At 67.6% G+C, this 17,761-nt stretch carries 10 protein-coding genes and 2 pseudogenes; 10 read left to right on the forward strand and 2 right to left on the reverse strand.

Translation table 11 applies throughout. From position 1 onward, the window contains the following. Positions 1 to 45: 45 nt before the first annotated feature. From trpB to DEU38_RS18300, 10 genes are all read left to right on the forward strand, one after another. Positions 46 to 1,365 carry a tryptophan synthase subunit beta gene (gene trpB, locus DEU38_RS18255; protein WP_114722814.1) on the forward strand — a complete coding sequence of 440 codons (1,320 nt, stop codon included), beginning with the start codon at positions 46 to 48 and terminating at the stop codon, positions 1,363 to 1,365. Further along, positions 1,362 to 2,165 (forward strand): tryptophan synthase subunit alpha, encoded by an 804-nt coding sequence (gene trpA / locus DEU38_RS18260; RefSeq protein ID WP_114722815.1) that lies wholly within the window; start codon positions 1,362 to 1,364, stop codon positions 2,163 to 2,165. Before trpB ends, trpA begins: the two co-directional genes overlap by 4 nt. 5 nt (positions 2,166 to 2,170) lie before the next feature. Continuing rightward, positions 2,171 to 3,151, forward strand: coding sequence for a prolipoprotein diacylglyceryl transferase (lgt, locus tag DEU38_RS18265; RefSeq protein WP_258557989.1), 981 nt, complete (start codon positions 2,171 to 2,173; stop codon positions 3,149 to 3,151). After that, positions 3,148 to 3,417, forward strand: coding sequence for a hypothetical protein (locus tag DEU38_RS18270; protein ID WP_258557990.1), 270 nt, complete (start codon positions 3,148 to 3,150; stop codon positions 3,415 to 3,417). Before lgt ends, DEU38_RS18270 begins: the two co-directional genes overlap by 4 nt. A gap of 268 nt (positions 3,418 to 3,685) precedes the next feature. Then, the gene (gene gltB / locus DEU38_RS18275; RefSeq protein ID WP_114722816.1) at positions 3,686 to 8,269 is read left to right on the forward strand and encodes a glutamate synthase large subunit; all 4,584 of its coding nucleotides are present in this window, start codon (positions 3,686 to 3,688) and stop codon (positions 8,267 to 8,269) included. Beyond that, on the forward strand, positions 8,262 to 9,767 hold the full coding sequence (locus DEU38_RS18280; protein ID WP_114722817.1) for a glutamate synthase subunit beta: 1,506 nt from the start codon (positions 8,262 to 8,264) through the stop codon (positions 9,765 to 9,767). The genes gltB and DEU38_RS18280 overlap by 8 nt, the downstream gene beginning before the upstream one ends. Positions 9,768 to 9,839: 72 nt before the next feature. Continuing rightward, on the forward strand, positions 9,840 to 11,258 hold the full coding sequence (gene pyk, locus DEU38_RS18285) for a pyruvate kinase (protein WP_114722818.1): 1,419 nt from the start codon (positions 9,840 to 9,842) through the stop codon (positions 11,256 to 11,258). A 9-nt stretch (positions 11,259 to 11,267) separates the two neighbouring features. Next, on the forward strand, positions 11,268 to 12,170 hold the full coding sequence (locus DEU38_RS18290) for an acyl-CoA thioesterase II (RefSeq protein ID WP_114722819.1): 903 nt from the start codon (positions 11,268 to 11,270) through the stop codon (positions 12,168 to 12,170). Positions 12,171 to 12,263: 93 nt separating this feature from the next. Next, entirely contained in the window at positions 12,264 to 14,117 is a 1,854-nt protein-coding gene (locus tag DEU38_RS18295; protein WP_114722820.1) for an ABC transporter ATP-binding protein/permease, read from the forward strand. Positions 14,118 to 14,546: 429 nt separating this feature from the next. After that, positions 14,547 to 16,178, forward strand: a complete 1,632-nt coding sequence (locus DEU38_RS18300) for an ABC-F family ATP-binding cassette domain-containing protein (RefSeq protein ID WP_114722821.1) — start codon at positions 14,547 to 14,549, stop codon at positions 16,176 to 16,178. 103 nt (positions 16,179 to 16,281) lie between these two features. On the opposite strand, the pseudogene DEU38_RS18305 reads toward DEU38_RS18300, so the two are convergent. Both DEU38_RS18305 and DEU38_RS18310 read right to left on the reverse strand, forming a co-directional pair. Beyond that, a pseudogene (locus tag DEU38_RS18305) lies at positions 16,282 to 16,608 on the reverse strand (transglycosylase family protein); the annotation flags it as partial. Between the two features lie 433 nt (positions 16,609 to 17,041). Beyond that, a pseudogene (locus tag DEU38_RS18310) lies at positions 17,042 to 17,702 on the reverse strand (cysteine hydrolase family protein). Positions 17,703 to 17,761 lie beyond the last annotated feature (59 nt).

The raw sequence follows: 17,761 nt of genomic DNA on the forward strand, positions 1-17,761 counted from the left end.
GGACCCGACCACTCGTTCTCGTCGGGGTTGGGGCAGACTGGGGACGTGAGTTCACGCAATGAGGCCCTCGTCTCCAAGGGCGGGAATCTGCCCCCCGCCAGCGCCGGTCTGACCGAGCGCTCCACCCACGAGCCCGATCCCGGCGGCCACTGGGGTGTGTACGGCGGACGTCATGTCCCCGAGGCGCTGATGGCGGTGATCGAGGAGGTCACCGCCGAGTACGACAAGGCCCGCGGGGACGACTCGTTCCTGGACGAGCTGGATCGGCTGCAGCGCGACTACACCGGTCGCCCGTCCCCGGTGTTCGAGGCGACCCGGCTGCGCGAGTTCGCCGGTGGGGCCCGCATCGTGCTCAAGCGGGAAGATCTGAACCACACCGGATCTCACAAGATCAACAATGTGCTCGGGCAGGTACTGCTCGCCAAGCGCATGGGCAAGACCCGGATCATCGCGGAGACCGGTGCCGGCCAGCACGGTGTGGCGACGGCGACCGCGTGTGCGCTGCTCGGTCTCGAGTGCATCGTCTACATGGGTGCCGTCGACACCGCCCGGCAGGCGCTCAACGTGGCCCGGATGCGTCTGCTCGGCGCCGAGGTCGTGTCGGTCGAGACCGGATCGGCGACGCTGAAGGACGCGATCAACGAGGCGTTGCGCGACTGGGTCACCAACGCTGATCGGACCTACTACTGCTTCGGCACCGCGGCCGGTCCGCACCCCTTCCCGATGATCGTGCGCGACTTCCAGCGCATCGTCGGTCTCGAGGCGCGGGCACAGGTGCAGACGCTGACGGGCAGGCTGCCGGACGCCGTCGTGGCGTGCGTCGGCGGTGGCTCGAACGCGATCGGCATCTTCCATGCGTTCATCGACGATCCGGCGGTCAAGCTGGTCGGCTACGAGGCCGCCGGCGACGGCGTCGAGACCGGTCGGCATGCAGCCACCTTCGCAGGCGGCACCCCGGGCGCCTTCCAGGGTGCGTACTCGTACCTGCTGCAGGACGAGGACGGCCAGACCATCGAGTCGCACTCGATCTCGGCCGGCCTCGACTACCCGGGTGTCGGACCCGAGCACGCCTACCTCAAGGACACCGGTCGGGCGTCGTACGAGCCGATCACCGACGCCGAGGCAATGGACGCGCTGCTGCTGCTCTCGCGACGCGAGGGCATCATCCCGGCGATCGAGTCGGCTCACGCGGTGGCGGGCGCGCTGAAGCTGGGTCGTGAACTGGGCGACGGCGCGATCATCGTCGTGAGCCTGTCCGGCCGCGGCGACAAGGACATGGACACCGCGGCGCAGTGGTTCGGCCTGTTCGACAAGGACACCGCTGCCGACGCCGCCGATTCGAGCAAGGAAGGTACGGCCAAGTGAACCAGCGAGATTCACGCCTGGCGCCCACGTTCGCGAAATGTCGCGAGGAGAACCGCGCCGCGCTCGTCGGCTACCTGCCGGCCGGTTACCCGGACGTCGCCGCGTCGATCGACGTCTACAAGACGATGGTGGACGCCGGCTGCGACATCATCGAGGTCGGCATCGCGTACTCCGATCCGGTGATGGACGGACCGACCATCCAGTCGGCTGCCGAGACCGCGCTGCGCAACGGAGTGCGCGTGCGTGACGTGTTCACCGTGGTCGAGCAGATTGCGTCGGTGGGCGGCAACGCGGTCGTCATGACGTACTGGAATCCGGTACTCCAGTACGGCGTCGACCGGTTCTCGCGCGACCTCGCGAACGCGGGTGGCCTCGGGTTGATCACCCCGAACCTGATCCCCGAGGAGGCCGGTGAGTGGATGGAGGCTTCCGAGGAGCATCACCTGGACCGGATCTTCCTCGTTGCGCCGTCCTCCACCGAGGAGCGGCTGGCGATGACCCTCGAGGCGAGCAGCGGGTTCATCTACGCGGCGTCGACGATGGGCGTGACCGGTGCGCGTGACGCGGTGTCGTCGATGGCGCCGGAACTCACCGCCCGGATCCGTGCGCACTCGGACATCCCGGTCGGTGTCGGCCTCGGCGTCCGGTCGGGCGCGCAGGCCGCCGAGATCGCGGCGTACGCGGACGCGGTCATCGTCGGATCCGCCATCGTCTCCGCGGTGGAGCAGGGCCTGGGTGCGGTCCGCGCCCTCACCACGGAACTCGCGGAGGGCGTGCGCTCGGCTACCGTGGCCCAGTGACTTCGATGGCGACTTCGACGCAATTTCTCGCGTACATCCCCAGCCCACCGCAGGGGGTGTGGTACGTCGGACCGCTGGCCCTGCGTGCCTACGCACTCTGCATCATCGTCGGCATCGTCGTGGCGATCGTGTGGGGCGACCGGCGATGGGTGGCGCGCGGCGGTGAGAAGGGCACGGTCCTCGACATCGCCGTCTGGGCGGTGCCGTTCGGTTTGATCGGTGGCCGGCTCTACCACGTCATGACGGACTGGCCGACGTACTTCGGTGCCGGCGGGAACCCCGTCGACGCGCTGAAGATCTGGCAGGGCGGCCTCGGCATCTGGGGTGCCGTGGCGCTCGGCGCCGTCGGTGCGTGGATCGGTTGCCGACGCCGGGGCATCCCGCTGCCGGCGCTGGGTGACGCGATCGCGCCCGGCATAATCCTGGCGCAGGCCATCGGCCGACTCGGCAACTGGTTCAACCAGGAGCTGTACGGCCGCGAGACGACGGTCCCGTGGGGTCTCGAGATCTACGAGCGCACGGACGCCGCGGGACGGGTCGACACGCTCAACGGTGCATCCAACGGCGTCGTGATGCAGGTGGTTCACCCGACGTTCCTCTACGAACTGGTCTGGAACCTGCTGATCGTCGTGCTGCTAGTCGTGGTGGACCGCAGGTTCAAGATCGGTCACGGCCGGCTGTTCGCGCTCTACGTGGCGGGATACTGCGCGGGCCGTTTCTGGATCGAGCTGATGCGGTCGGATCACGCGTCCGAGATCCTGGGCATCCGGGTGAACTCGTTCACGTCGGCCCTCGTGTTCGCCGGCGCCGTCGCCTACTTCGTTCTGGCGAAGAAGGGGCGTGAGAATCCGGAGGATCTGCAACCGCGCAGCAGTCGCACCGACCGAACGGTCGGAGCCGCGGCGCCCGCAGTCGATGGGGACTCCGTCACGAGTCCCGATCACACCGACCGCGACGGCAGCGACAGCGGAAGGGAGAAGAAATGACTGAATCCACCGAGTTCGACGACGAGTTGGTCGAACCCACTTCGTCGCCGGAGTTCGGCGCGCCTTTCGATTACGACGCGACAGCCGACGCCTCCATGACGGAGTCGACGTCGGGCACCTCGGCGGTGCCGCCGTCCGGAAGCGGGGCGGCCGGACCGGGCTGGGACACCTTCTCCGGGGTCGGTAACGGCCCGGGGTGGGGAGCCGGGCCGAGCTATCCGCCCCCGCCCGGCGATCCCGAGCCGACCGAGTCCGACCGGACCTGACGTACTCGAACCACACCGCCCGTGCCGATATCGGCACGGGCGGTGTGGCTTTTTCGGCATCGCTTCGGGTGGCGATGGCGCGGTAAACTGGCCCGGCCGGGTGTGGAACTCGGCAACCTTCACGGGTCGACAGCAATGCCGGTGGACCCCGATCAACGCAGTCAGCACCCGTAGTCGGCGACCCCCACGAGGGAGTCGCCCGAGAAGTGCGTGATGCGCGAACAGGTGGTCGCGGTCGGGACGTACGCGGCCGGTGTGGAGGTGTTCGGTGCTGTTTTCTCGGCAACCAGATTCCGGTGGCCTCTACGTTTCCGATCGCGAATCGGATTCGTGCGGCGTCGCGATGGTCGCCGATGTCGAGGGCCGCCGTTCGCACGCGATCATCGCCGACGCGCTGCTCGCCCTCGAGAACCTCGAGCATCGTGGTGCCGCGGGCGCAGAGGTCAACAGCGGCGACGGAGCGGGGATTCTCATCCAGCTGCCCGGCGACTTTCTGCGTGAGCTGGCCGATTTCGAGCTGCCTGCGCCGGCGCCGGACGGATCCTCGACGTTCGCCGCCGGAATCTGCTTCCTCCCCATGGAGGCCGACCTGCGCGCGGCAGCGCGACGTCGGGTGCAGGCGATCGCCGAGCGCGAGGATGTCGAGATCCTCGGTTGGCACGACGTCCGGGTGGAGCCGATCGGGGCCGACATCGGCGCGACGGCCCGGTCCTGCATGCCGTACATGACGTATCTCTTCGTGTCCGCGCCGCCGGTGAACGGCGTCCGACCCGCCGGGCTCGAGCTGGATCGGCGGGTGTACGGGCTGCGTAAGCGTGCCGAGTTGGTGACGCCGGAGGTCGAACAGGCCGGGACCGGTGTGTACTTCCCATCGCTGTCGAGTCGGACGATGACGTTCAAGGGCATGCTGACCACGGAGCAGCTCGGGTTGTACTTTTCCGATCTGCGGGACCGCCGCATTGCGAGCGCGATCGCCATCGTGCACAGTCGGTTCTCGACCAACACGTTTCCGTCCTGGCCTCTGGCACACCCGTTCCGGTATGTCGCGCACAATGGGGAGATCAACACCGTGCGCGGGAACCGGAACCGGATGCGTGCGCGGGAGGCGATGCTGCGCAGCAATCGCATCCCGGGTGATCTCGAACGCCTGTACCCGATCTGCACGCCCGAGGCGTCCGATTCGGCGTCGTTCGACGAGGTTCTGGAGCTGCTGCACCTGGGTGGCCGGTCGCTGCCGCACGCGGTGTCGATGATGATCCCGGAGGCGTGGGAGAACCACACCGCGATGGGTGACGACCGTCGCGCCTTCTACCAGTTCCACGCGTCGTTGATGGAGCCGTGGGACGGGCCCGCCTGCATTACGTTCACCGACGGCACCGTCGTCGGCGCCCTGCTCGACCGCAACGGCCTCCGTCCGGGACGGTGGTGGCACACCACCGACGGGCGCGTCGTGCTCGCCAGCGAGAGCGGGGTGCTGCCGATACCCCAGTCGGATGTGATCGCGAAGGGACGACTCGAGCCGGGGGTGATGTTCCTGGTCGACACCGCCGGCGGCCGCATCGTGCCCGACGACGAGATCAAGTCACAGCTCGCGGGCCAGCGGCCCTACCGGGAGTGGCTCCACGCCGGCCTGCTCGAGTTGCGCTCGCTCCCGAGCCGGGGGCGTATCCCGCACGACCACGAGTCGGTCGTGCGGCGACAGCAGGCGTTCGGGTACACAGAGGAAGAGGAACGTGTTCTGCTCGCGCCGATGGCGACGTCGGGGGGCGAACCTCTCGGATCGATGGGTACCGACACTCCGGTAGCGGTGCTCTCGCAGCGTCCGCGGCTGCTGTACGACTACTTCGTCGAGATGTTCGCGCAGGTCACCAACCCGCCGCTGGACGCGATCCGCGAGGAGATCGTCACGTCGCTGCGGCGAGTGATGGGCCCGGAGCAGAACCTCCTCGAGCCGGCGGCGGCGTCGTGTCGCCAGCTCGTACTGTCGTGGCCCGTCCTCGACAACGACGAACTCGGCAAGATCATCGACATCAACGCCGACGGCGACTGCCCGGGGTTCGCGGCGACCGTCCTGCGGGCGCTGTACAGCGCCGACAGTGGCGGAGCGGGCATGGCCGAGGCGATCGAGGACCTGCGGGCGGCGGCCAGTGCCGCCATCGCGAACGGTTATCGGACACTGGTGATCTCCGATCGCGACTCCGATCACCTGCGGGCACCGATCCCGTCGCTGCTTGCCGTGTCCGCGGTCCACCACCACCTGGTGCGAACCAAGGAACGCACCAAGGTCGCGCTCGTGGTCGAGACCGGCGACGCCCGGGAGGTACACCACATCGCGTTGCTGATCGGGTTCGGCGCGGCGGCGGTCAACCCCTATCTCGCGATGGAGACGATCGAGGACCTCGTGGCGGAGGGGGAGCTGACCGGCGTGGAATCGTCCGTCGCAGTGCGCAACTACCTCACGGCACTCGGCAAGGGCGTCCTGAAGGTGATGTCGAAGATGGGGATCTCTACCGTCGGGTCGTACACCGCCGCACAGGTTTTCGAGGCGATCGGTCTGTCCCACGACGTTGTCGACGAGTACTTCACCGCCACGGTCAGCCGCCTCGGCGGGGTCGGTCTGGACGTGCTTGCGCGGGAGGTGGAGCTGCGGCACCGGCAGGCGTACCCGGAGAGCCCCTCGGCGCAGGTTCACCGTCGGCTCGACGTGGGCGGCATCTACCAGTACCGGCGCGACGGCGAACTGCACCTGTTCACACCGGAGACGGTGTTCCTGCTGCAGCACGCGACCCGAACGGGCCGGGCCGACGTGTTCGAGCGGTACAGCGCGGAGGTGGACCGCCTCTCGGCGGAGGGCGGCACCCTGCGCGGACTGTTCGAGTTCCGTCGTGGACTGCGACCGCCCGTCCCGCTCGACGACGTCGAACCGGCCGAGGCCATCTTCACCCGCTTCAACACCGGCGCCATGAGCTACGGCTCGATCTCGGCGGAGGCGCACGAGACCATCGCCGTCGCGATGAACCGGATCGGCGGGCGGTCGAATTCCGGGGAGGGCGGCGAGGACGTCGACAGGCTGCACGACCCGCGGCGGCGGAGCGCCGTCAAACAGGTCGCGAGCGGGCGATTCGGCGTGACCAGCGACTACCTCGTCAACGCGACCGACGTCCAGATCAAGATGGCGCAGGGCGCCAAGCCGGGAGAGGGCGGGCAGTTGCCCGCGTACAAGGTGTATCCGTGGATCGCGCGGACCCGGCACTCGACGCCCGGCGTGGGGCTGATCTCGCCGCCGCCACACCACGACATCTACTCGATCGAGGACCTGGCCCAGCTTATCCACGATCTGAAGAACGCGAACGAGCAGGCTCGTGTGCACGTCAAGCTGGTCAGCTCCGTCGGGGTCGGCACGGTTGCCGCCGGTGTCAGCAAGGCGCACGCCGACGTCGTACTGATCTCCGGTCACGACGGCGGTACCGGTGCGTCCCCGCTGACGTCGCTCGAACACGCCGGGCTGCCGTGGGAGATCGGGCTCGCCGATGCGCAGCAGACGCTGGTGCTCAACGGATTACGTGACCGGATCACGATGCAGTGCGACGGCGGCCTGCGCACCGCGCGGGACGTCGTCGTGGCGATGCTGCTCGGCGCGGAGGAGTACGGATTCTCCACGGCGCCGCTGATCGCGGCGGGCTGCATCATGATGCGGGTGTGCCACCTCGACACCTGCCCGGTGGGGGTGGCGACGCAGAATCCCGAGTTGCGCAAGCGGTTCACCGGCAAACCCGAATTCGTCGAGGACTTCTTCCGATTCGTGGCCGAGGGCGTGCGCCGGTACCTCGCCGAGTTGGGCTTCCGCAGTGTCGACGAGGCGGTGGGGCATCCGGAGATCCTCGAGACCGCGGTCGGGGTGGCGCACTGGAAGAGCCGGGGACTGGACCTGAGCCCGATCTTCGCCACGACCGAGTCGCTGCCCGGTGTCGGCATTCCCCAACGGCGGTGCGTGCGTGCGCAGGACCACGGACTCGACCTCGCGCTGGACCGCACGCTCATCCAGTTGGCCGAGGGTGCCCTCGAGGATGCGCTACCGGTGCGGTTGGAGCTGCCGGTTCGCAACGTCAACCGGACGGTCGGGACGCTTCTGGGGTCGGAGGTCACCCGACGCTACGGTGCCGCCGGTCTGCCCGACGACACCATCCGGGTCCAGTTGGAGGGATCCGCCGGTCAATCGTTGGGTGCGTTCCTGCCGCCGGGAATCACGATCGACCTCGTCGGCGACGCCAACGACTATGTCGGCAAGGGGCTCTCGGGTGGTCGCGTCGTGATTCGGCCCGCGGACGACGTGCTGTTCCTGCCGGAGACCCAGGTGATCGCGGGCAACACGCTCCTCTACGGGGCGACGGCGGGTGAGGCGTACCTGCGGGGGCGGGTGGGCGAGCGGTTCTGTGTGCGGAACTCGGGTGCGGTGGCGGTCGCCGAGGGTGTCGGCGATCACGCGTGCGAGTACATGACCGGGGGCCGGGTCGTGGTGCTCGGGCCGATCGGCCGGAACCTCGCCGCGGGCATGTCGGGCGGGATCGCCTTCGTCCTGGACGCTGATCTGTCGAAGATCAACCCGGCGATGGTGACGTTGCAGGCGCCGAACGGTGACGATCTCCAATGGCTGCGGGTGGTGGTGGAGCAGCATCTGCGGTGGACGGGCTCCGCGGTGGCGGCGTCGGTGCTGGCGGACTGGCCACGGCGGTCGGCGCTGTTCACCAAGGTGATGCCCGTCGACTACCAGCGGGTGCTCGAGGCGACCCGGATGGCGCGGGCCGAGGGGCTGGACGTCGATACCGCGATCATGGAGGCGGCACGTGGCTGATCCACAGGGTTTCCTACACGTCACCAAGCAGGAGGCGCGCAAGCGTCCGGTGGAAGAACGTGTCCACGACTGGCGCGAGGTGTACGAGTCGCAGTCGGCCGAGGAGCGTGCCCGGGAGGTGTCCGAGCAAGCCAGTCGGTGCATGGACTGCGGGATCCCGTTCTGTCACTCCGGGAGTGCCGGGTGCCCCCTGGGGAACTTGATTCCCGAGTGGAACGACCTGGTTCGCCGAGGTCGCTGGGGTGCGGCGGCAGACCGGTTGCACGCGACCAACAACTTCCCGGAGTTCACCGGACGGGTGTGCCCGGCACCCTGCGAGGCCGCGTGCGTCCTCTCGCTCGCCGACACCCACACCACCGGCAGCGTCACGATCAAGCGGATCGAGCAAGCCATTGCCGACGCCGCCTGGGAGAAGGGTGCGGTGGGGCCGGTCCTGTCGGCCATCGGTACCGGCCGACATATCGCCGTCGTCGGTTCGGGCCCCGCGGGACTTGCTGCTGCGCAACAACTAACTCGTGTCGGGCACGAGGTGACCGTGTACGAGCGCGACGACCGACTCGGCGGGCTGCTGCGGTACGGGATACCCGAGTTCAAGCTCGAGAAGGCGGTGGTGGACCAGAGGCTGACTCAGATGAGAGTGGAGGGAACGCATTTCGTCACCGAGGTCGAGGTGGGTATCGACTTGCCGGTGTCCGCGCTGCGGGAACGGTACGAGGCGGTCGTGCTCGCGACGGGCGCACTGCAGGCGCGCGACAACCGCGACGTCGTGGGCCGGGAGCTGGACGGCGTGCACCTGGCGATGGAGTATCTCGTCGCCTCCAACCATGAGTGCGAGGGTGACGGGCCGACGCCGATCAGCGCGCGTGGCAAGCACGTGGTGATCATCGGTGGTGGTGACACCGGAGCCGACTGCCTCGGGACCGCGCACCGGCAGGGCGCGCTGTCGGTCACCCAGCTCGACTATCACCCGGCCCTACCGACCGAACGGGACGAATCCTCCACGCCGTGGCCGGCCTGGCCGATGGTGCTGCGCACGTCCCCGGCGCACGCGGAAGGCGGTGTGCGCCGGTACGAGGTTGCGGTTCAGCGATTCCTCGGTGACGCCGACGGGCGCGTGCGGTCGATGATCCTGGCGGAGGTACGGCTGGGGCGCGACGAATCGGGGCAGAGGGTGATTCGGCCGGTCGGTGAGGAGATCGAACTTCCTTGCGACCTAGCGCTTTTCGCGATCGGCTTCGAGGGCGCCGAACACGGCCCGCTACTCGACGATCTCGACCTCGGTACCAACCGGCGGGGTTCGCTCTCGTGTGGATCCGATTGGCAGACCGCGACGCCCGGTGTGTTCGTGTGCGGCGATGCGCACCGGGGGGCCTCGCTGGTGGTGTGGGCCATCGCGGAGGGGCGGTCCGCGGCACGGGGCGTCGACGCCTATCTGACCGGGAGTTCGGAGCTGCCCGCCCCCGTGCATCCGACTGCGCTCCCGCTGACCGTCGTCTGACGCTCATCTGGACGTCACGGGGCGTTCTCCTGCCGAATAGAGTTCGTTCCTCGCATTGACTAGGCTTTGCTCGTGACCCGACGCACGAAGATTGTCTGCACACTTGGCCCTGCGACTGCTACCGGCGACCGCGTACGTGAACTCGTCGAGAGCGGGATGGACGTAGCGCGACTGAACTTCAGCCACGGCGAACATTCCGATCATGAGGACAACTACCGACGGGTGCGTGAGGCGTCCGAAGCAACGGGACGCGCGGTCGGCATCCTCGCCGACCTGCAGGGACCGAAGATCCGCCTCGGCCGGTTCGTCGAGAGCAAGACGTACTGGGCGACCGGGGAACAGATCCGGATCACGGTCGAGGACTGCGAGGGCACGCACGACCGTGTCTCGACGACGTACAAGCAGCTCGCGCAGGACGCGCAGCCCGGAGACCGGTTACTCGTCGACGACGGCAAGGTCGGCCTGGTGGTCGAGGCCGTCGAGGGCGACGACGTCGTCTGCCGTGTCACCGAGGGCGGCCCGGTCAGCAACAACAAGGGCGTGTCGCTGCCCGGCATGAACGTGTCGGTGCCGGCGATGTCCGAGAAGGACATCGAGGATCTCGAGTTCGCGCTGTCGCTGGGCGTCGACTTCATCGCGCTGTCGTTCGTGCGCTCGCCGGCCGATGTCGAGCTGGTACACGCCGTGATGGATCGGGTCGGCCGCCGCGTCCCGGTCATCGCGAAGCTCGAGAAGCCCGAGGCGATCGAGAACCTCGAGGCCGTCGTGCTGGCGTTCGATGCGGTCATGGTTGCCCGCGGCGACCTGGGCGTCGAACTGCCGCTCGAGCAGGTTCCGCTGGTGCAGAAGCGCGCCATCCAGATCGCGCGTGAGAACGCGAAGCCGGTGATCGTCGCCACACAGATGCTCGAATCCATGATCGAGAACTCGCGGCCCACTCGCGCCGAGGCGTCGGATGTCGCGAATGCGGTGCTCGACGGCGCGGACGCGGTGATGCTCTCGGGCGAGACGTCGGTCGGCAAGTACGTGATGGAGACGGTGCAGACGATGGCCCGGATCCTCGAGGCCGTCGAGACCGATCCGGCGCGCGTCCCGCCGCTCACGCATGTGCCCCGCACCAAGCGCGGTGTCATCTCCTACGGTGCCCGTGACATCGGTGAGCGTCTCGATGCGAAGGCGCTGGTGGCGTTCACGCAGTCCGGTGACACGGTCCGCCGGTTGGCGCGCCTGCACTCGCCGCTTCCGCTGCTGGCGTTCACACCGCTCGAGGCGGTGCGCCGCCAGTTGGCGCTGTCGTGGGGCACCGAGACGTTCATCGTCGAGGCGGTCGCCTCGACCGATCAGATGTTCACGCAGGTCGACCACGCGCTGCTCTCACTCGGTCGCTACAACAAGGGTGACCTCGTGGTCATCGTCGCCGGCTCGCCGCCCGGCACAGTAGGCTCGACCAACCTGATCCACGTGCACCGGATCGGGGAGGAAGACCACTAGAAGGGGGCAATGCGGGTGACCGACGCGGGGGCAGGGGTACGTCCGACGAGATCGGCCGATCTGGAGACGCTGTTGGCGTTGCTGGATCTCGAGCAGATCCGCGAGGACACCTACCTCGGTCGGCATCCCGCGCAGGTCGGCAGTCGCACATTCGGTGGCCAGTTGGTGTCGCAGGCGTTGGTCGCGGCTGGGCGGACGGTCGAGGGAGACCGTCCGATCCACGCGATCAACGCCCACTTCATCCGCGGTGGTGACGTCAAGGCGCCGATCGAGTACCGCGTCGACCGACATCGCGACGGGAGGGCGTTCGCGAACCGTCAGGTCACCGCGTACCAGGACGGCAACGTGCTGTTCTCGATGTTCGCCGCGTTCCAGGACTGGGGCAAGGGCCTCGAGCACAGCGTCGACATCCCCGACGTCGCCGGTCCGGAGTCCCTGCCGTCGATCGGGGAACACCTCGTCGGGTACGAGGACCGGCTGCGGATGTTCGTCGATGCGCTCAAGCCGATGGAGATGCGCTACGCCAACGACCCGACGTGGGTGCTCAAGGGCACCGGCGAGCGACTCAACCACAACCGGGTGTGGATGCGGGCCGACGGGGAGTTGCCTGACGAGTCGTGGGCGCACACCGCGGCGCTGGCGTACTCATCGGACACCACGGTGCTGGACTCGATTCTCACCACCCACGGACTGTCGTGGGGTCTGGACCGCATCGTCGCCGCGACGGTCAACCATTCGATCTGGTTCCATCGCCCGTTCCGCTTCGACCAGTGGGCGCTGTATGCGACCGAATCGCCGGTTGCGGCCGGTTCGCGAGGTCTGGCGACCGGTCGGTTCTTCGCGAGCGACGGTCAGTTGATTGCAACTGTCGTGCAGGAAGGCGTCATTCGGCACTTTCCGGCCCGGCGCTGAGCCGGTTCGGTCATGAGCCTCCTCGGTCATCACGGGGGCGGATAGAATTCTGGTTCTCGATTCACGGCACGCCATCCCTGATGGGGGAGCCTCATGCGAAACGAATCGATCGACTGGAACAACGAAGTCGTGGCCAGTTTGCTGTGGACGTCGAAGGCGTTCGCTATCGGCCTGGTCTGCTTCGTGGTGATCGGCGCCTTGATCGCGCGGCACACCAGGTGGGGTCGGCAATTCTGGCGAATCACCGGAGGCTACTTCTCGACTCGGGACAGCTGGCGACCGTGGTCGCTGATCGTGGCGTTGCTGTTCCTGACGATCCTGGGAGTCCGGGTGATGGTGTTGCTCTCGTACCAGAGCAACGAGATGTACACCTCGCTGCAGTTGATTGCGCAGGGTCTCGAGGCCGGTGATGCGGCCATGCTCGACGGCGCGAAATCGATGTTCTGGCGATCGATCGTGGTGTTCACGGTGCTCGCAACCGTGCACGTCGTGCGGACGCTGCTGGCCCAGTACGTGGGGCAGGCACTCGAGATCCTGTGGCGCACCTGGCTCACCGATCGGGTCACCACCGACTGGCTGGGCGGCCGCGCCTACTACCGCGGCAGGTTCATCGACAAATCCATCGACAATCCGGACCAGCGGATCGAGGCCGACATCACCGAGGTGGCGAACACCACGCAGACCCTGTCGATGGGGCTGGTCAGTTCGGTGGTGACGGTGGTGTCCTTCACCGGGATCCTGTGGGACCTGTCCGGTCCGATGGAGATCCTCGGGGTCGAGATTCCCCGGGCCATGGTCGTTCTCGTCTACGTATACATCCTGACCGCCACCGTGATCGCCTTCTGGATCGGCCGGCCGTTGATCGCGCTGAGCTTCCTGAAGGAGCGGTTGACGGCGAACTTCCGTTACGCCCTGGTGCGTCTGCGCGACAGCGCCGAGAACGTCGCCTTCTACCGCGGAGAGGGCGTAGAGAAGCGCGGACTGCTCGGCAGGTTTGCCGGGGTGATCGTCAACGCGTGGCAGATCGTTTTCCGGACACTGAAATTCAACGGGTTCAACCTGGGCGTCAGCCAGGTCTCGGTCGTGTTCCCGATCGTCATCCAGGCGCCGCGGTTCTTCGCCGGCACCATCACCCTCGGCGATATCACCCAGAGCACACAGGCGTTCGGCCAGGTGTCGGACGCCCTGTCGTTCTTCCGTCAGTCGTACGACGTGTTCGCCGGCTATCGGGCGAGCCTGATCCGGCTCAACGGACTGCTCGACGCCGACGAGAAGTCCCGGCAACTCCCGGCCATTCGCACGGAGGGACACGACGGTTCGGTGGAACTGGACCAGGTGTCGGTCCGCACACCCGACGGACGACTGTTGATCGACGACCTGGACGTGCACCTCGAACCGGGCGAGGCGTTGCTCGTGAAGGGGCCGTCGGGCAGCGGCAAGACGACGCTGCTGCGTGCCCTCGCCGAGATGTGGCCGTTCGTCGACGGCCGGGTGCGCCGCCCGATCGGACAGGGAGCGCTGTTCCTGTCCCAGTTGCCGTATCTCCCGCTCGGGGACCTGCGCAGTGCCGTCGCCTATCCGGCGACTCCGGACGACCTGGGCGACGCGCGGATCGTCGAGGCCCTGCAGTCCGTCCAACTCGGCAACCTCGTCGGCCGTCTGGACGAGGAGGCGGACTGGGCGAAGATCCTGTCACCCGGCGAGCAACAGCGCATCGCCTTCGCCCGAATCGTGTTGATCTGCCCGCAGGCCGCGTTCCTCGACGAGGCGACGTCGGCGGTCGACGAGGGCCTCGAGTTCGCGCTGTACCACCTGATCCGGGAGCGGGTGCCGGACTGCATGCTCGTCAGCGTCAGCCACCGCAGCACCGTCGACCAGCTCCACACCCGCCAGCTGGAACTGCTCGGCGACGGTCCCTGGCGCTTGTCGGCGGTGACGGTGAACTGACCCGATCGGTCGATCGCTGACCTGGCTGTTGCGGCGGTGAACGGCCGAGGGCAGTGCGGTGGCGACTCTCGGCGGGTGATACCGTCCGATCGTGCTTATCGAGGTCGACAGACTCTAGCCGCCGAACCATCGGCGGCCATCTTTGTGTGCGCTGCGCATCTACGCGCACGAGACGGCCATTCTTCGTGCCGGACCGTCTGGTGTCGGTCTTCGGCCTGTGGTTCGGATCCGCGATCGCCCGCTCCGCCCGTTCGGTGTGCCCAAGACGCGCACCGAGCCGACGGGTTCCGCGGCGCTCACCACCAGAGTCAGTCAGCCGCGCGGTGATCCCTGCTCGGTCGTGTTCGTCCGCCTCGGGTCTGTGGAGTAGACGCAGATCCGGCGGGCCGCCGCGCCGATCGGATTGCCTTGCACACAGGGAGACAGAACATGTCAACGTCCATCAAACCCGCGATCACCTTTCGGGACCTCACGTTCGAGTGGCCTGACGGAACAGTCGCGCTCGCAGGACTCTTCGGCACCATCGGTTCCGGTCGCACCGGACTGGTCGGCGACAACGGAGCAGGGAAGTCGACACTGCTGAAGCTGATCGCCGGAGTGCTCACACCCACGTCGGGACAGATCACGACGTCGGGCGATGTCGGCTATCTGCCGCAAACCCTGACGCTCGACCGGCAGACGCGACTGGCCGCGCTCCTCGGAATCGCCGACAAGCTGGCGGCGCTCCGTGCGATCGAGGCCGGGGAGGTCGACGATGTTCACTTCGAGGCGATCGGCGACGACTGGGACATCGAGACCCGCGCCGCTGAGGCGCTCGGTGAGATCGGCTTCTCCGCCGCTGATCTCGACCGACGAGTCGGACAGATATCCGGTGGCGAGGCCATGCTCGTCGCAATCACCGGGCTGCGCCTTCAGCACACACCGATCACGTTGCTCGATGAGCCCACCAACAACCTCGACATGTCGACTCGCGCAAAACTCGCAGAGCTGGTCGGCACCTGGCCGGGAGCGCTCGTCGTCGTCAGCCACGACGTGAACCTGTTGGAACGCATGGACGACACCGCCGAGCTACACGCCGGTCGGGTAGGCGTCTTCGGCGGGCCCTACAGCGCGTGGCGCGAGCATCTCGGCCGCGAGCAGGCAGCGGCGGTTCAGGCAGCCCGATCGGCGGAACAAGCACTCAAAGTCGAGAAGCGGCAACGCGTCGAGGCCGAGACGAAGCTGGCGCGCCGGGAGCGGACCGCTCGGACAACCCAGCAGAGCGGGGGCATCCCGAAGATCCTGGCGGGAAATCGTGCGAGCAAGGCACAAGCATCGGCCGGTGCCATGCGCACCGGGCTCGACGCGAAAGTGCAGGCCGCCAAAGCGGCAGTCGATGCGGCCGCCGCACGCGTTCGGGCCGACGAACATATTCATCTGGGACTGCCGGATCCCGACGTTCCGCGCAGCCGGCGGATCGCCGAACTTCGCGGAACGAATCGTACTGTCCAGGTGCAGGGCCCGGAACGGCTCGCGGTCACTGGACCCAACGGTGTCGGCAAGACGACCCTGATCGAGGGGCTGGTCTACGGACGGCCAGCGGCACCGGGTCGTCCGAGCGGGACCTTGTTCACTGACCGAGTGGGGTACCTCCCACAACGTCTCGACGGGCTCGACGACGAGGCCGGCGCCCTCGACAACGTCCGTGCGGCGGCGCCGACCATGTCGTCGGGTGCTATCCGTAATCAACTGGCCCGCTTGCTTCTTCGAGGTGACAGCGTGGACCGCCTGGTATCCACCCTTTCGGGTGGAGAGCGCTTCCGTGTGTCGCTCGCGAAGCTTCTCCTGGCGGATCCGCCGGCGCAGATTCTGGTCCTCGACGAGCCGACCAACAACCTCGACATCCGCAGCGTCGACCAACTGGTCGATGCGCTGCGCGACTATCGGGGTGCCGTTCTGGTGGTCAGTCACGACACCGCGTTCCTCGAGCGTCTGGAACTCGACAGGGTGCTCGAACTCGACCGCAGCGGCTCTTTCCGTGAACTCGTCATCGCCTCGCCGGCGGGTCCGAGCGACTCGTGAATCCGATGGCCGAACGGAATCGACTCTGGTGAACGCAGGAGGCGCTCTTCGTGCCGGAAATCCGGCACGAAGAGCGCCTCCTCGGCGAGCGTATTCAGGCTCAGAGGAATTGGCCGCACGACGGCCACGCACCACTGCCCTGGTTCGCCAGAACGCTCTCGGCAACCCGGATCTGCTCCTCACGCGAATTGTGGTGGGGCAGGCCGGAGCCGCCGTTGGCGTTCCAGGTCCCGGCGCTGAACTGCAGGCCGCCGTAGTAGCCGTTACCGGTGTCCGCGCCCCAGTCGCCGCCGCTCTCGCACTGGGCGACGGAATCCCAGTCGCCGGAGGCGGCGTTGGCCGTGCCGGTGCTCATTGCGAGTGGTGCGGCGATAAGTGCCGTGGTGGCGGCGACGGTGCCGAGTGCGCGTTTGACGGTGATGCCAGCCATAGTTGATGTCCTCTCCGTGGTGGATGGCGAGGGTTCCGGGGGCCCGTCGGTGGGCGCCGGAAGCGATTCCCTCGCTTCTGCCCTGGAAGGTCTTCGAATCCGGTCCCGCGGGGGCAGAGATGACGAGAAGCGGGACGGCGGTTGCTCGTTCGTGTCGAGCCGTTGACGACGCTAGGACGGATCGGTTTCGGCGTCACCCATCGGTTTTTCGGTACGGCCGTCCATGATGGCGCTGTGTGGTCGGTCGTATCGGGAGGTCGGCGGGCGAAACAGCCCGGTTTCCGGGGTTGGACTCGAGTCCAAACAGTGATGAGGGTCACTGCTAGGCCGTGACGTCAGTCACATCCAGGGTGGTGCGAAATGCTCACGCGACCAGAAACAGTGCGCCGGCTACGAATTGCGCAACCGTGCAGTTTCGGCGAAAAAGACCTGTTCACGTCGCATGGAACGCGGCGGCGATGGCTGCGGCGGGCATTACGACGACTCCGATGGACCGGGCATCGGCGAGGCGATCCGGTGTGACCTGTGACGTCGCGCCGGAGGCGAGAACGGTCCGGTAGTCGCGGGCGCTCGCGTCGAACAGCGTGGCCCGCGGGCAGTTCGGGAAATTGCAGCCGGCGACGACGACGGTGTCGACGCCGAGTCCGGCCAGGTACTCGTCCAGCCGGGTCCGATGGAATGCGCTCCAGCGCGGCTTCCACATCACGGTCTCGGACGGGCCTACCGACTGGAACCCACCCTCGACAAGGAGTTTCGGATCGAGTGGCGGCGCGCCGACGGGCAGGAGACCGTCGACCCACCTGCGAGCCTGCCGTGCCCGGCCGCACGAGCGGCGCGTCGTCACGGGTGATGGCCGTCCGGCGCACGAGGTCGACGTCATCGCCGTCATAGATCCGGACGACATGCACGATCGGGCGCCCGGCGCGGCGGTACGCGTCGACGATCCGGGTGAGCACAGGGAGTAAGGCTGCGGTTCCGGGAACCGGAAGCGGCCCCTCGTCCATGAAGTCGTTCTGCATGTCGATCACCACGAGAGCGGACGAATCGAGATGTGGGCGAACATGATCGTCGAGCGAGCCTGCCGCATCCGTCATGCCGTCGAACATAGCGAAAGCGCCCCTCTCCCGGTGGGAGAGGGGCGCTCGATGTCGCT

It is taken from the genome of Rhodococcus sp. AG1013 (assembly GCF_003350365.1).
GTDB lineage: Bacteria > Actinomycetota > Actinomycetes > Mycobacteriales > Mycobacteriaceae > Prescottella.